This is a genomic window from Janthinobacterium sp. GW823-FHT03B06, from assembly GCF_058796955.1.
On record NZ_JBXAJE010000020.1, the window covers coordinates 1 to 1,406 of the forward strand.

Annotated in this window: 1 rRNA gene; it reads left to right on the forward strand. The window is 51.3% G+C overall.

Going from position 1 to position 1,406, the window contains the following annotated elements:
• A 23S ribosomal RNA gene (locus tag AC1RBA_RS27895) occupies nucleotides 1-1,350 on the forward strand; the annotation flags it as partial.
• Nucleotides 1,351-1,406 lie beyond the last annotated feature (56 nt).

The following is a 1,406-nucleotide window of genomic DNA, read 5'->3' on the forward strand; positions in this document are numbered from 1 at the left end:
CACGAAGCAATCGGAAGTGGTTCCAAGAAAAGCCTCTAAGCTTCAGTCATACGAGACCGTACCGCAAACCGACACAGGTGGGCGAGATGAGTATTCTAAGGCGCTTGAGAGAACTCGGGAGAAGGAACTCGGCAAATTGGTACCGTAACTTCGGGAAAAGGTACGCCCCGGTAGCTTGATTGGTTTACTCCATGAGGGTGAAAGGGTTGCAATAAACTGGTGGCTGCGACTGTTTAATAAAAACACAGCACTCTGCAAACACGAAAGTGGACGTATAGGGTGTGACGCCTGCCCGGTGCTGGAAGATTAAATGATGGGGTGCAAGCTCTTGATTGAAGTCCCAGTAAACGGCGGCCGTAACTATAACGGTCCTAAGGTAGCGAAATTCCTTGTCGGGTAAGTTCCGACCTGCACGAATGGCGTAACGATGGCCACACTGTCTCCTCCCGAGACTCAGCGAAGTTGAAATGTTTGTGATGATGCAATCTACCCGCGGCTAGACGGAAAGACCCCATGAACCTTTACTGTAGCTTTGCATTGGACTTTGAACCAATCTGTGTAGGATAGGTGGGAGGCTTTGAAGCGGGGACGCTAGTTCTCGTGGAGCCAACCTTGAAATACCACCCTGGTTTGTTTGAGGTTCTAACCTTGGTCCGTTATCCGGATCGGGGACAGTGCATGGTAGGCAGTTTGACTGGGGCGGTCTCCTCCTAAAGTGTAACGGAGGAGTTCGAAGGTACGCTAGATACGGTCGGACATCGTGTTGATAGTGCAATGGCATAAGCGTGCTTAACTGCGAGACTGACAAGTCGAGCAGGTACGAAAGTAGGACATAGTGATCCGGTGGTTCTGTATGGAAGGGCCATCGCTCAACGGATAAAAGGTACTCTGGGGATAACAGGCTGATTCCTCCCAAGAGTTCATATCGACGGGGGAGTTTGGCACCTCGATGTCGGCTCATCACATCCTGGGGCTGTAGCCGGTCCCAAGGGTATGGCTGTTCGCCATTTAAAGTGGTACGTGAGCTGGGTTTAAAACGTCGTGAGACAGTTTGGTCCCTATCTGCCGTGGGCGTTGGAAATTTGAAGGGGGCTGCTCCTAGTACGAGAGGACCGGAGTGGACGAACCTCTGGTGTACCGGTTGTCACGCCAGTGGCATTGCCGGGTAGCTAAGTTCGGAAGAGATAACCGCTGAAAGCATCTAAGCGGGAAACTTGCCTTGAGATGAGATTTCCCAGAGCCTTGAGCTCTTTGAAGGGTCGTTCGAGACCAGGACGTTGATAGGCTGGGTGTGGAAGTGCAGTAATGCATTAAGCTAACCAGTACTAATTGCCCGTACGGCTTGTCCCTATAACCTTAGCAGGTACAGAGGATAAGACGGTACAACGTTGCGTGTGTGTTGATAC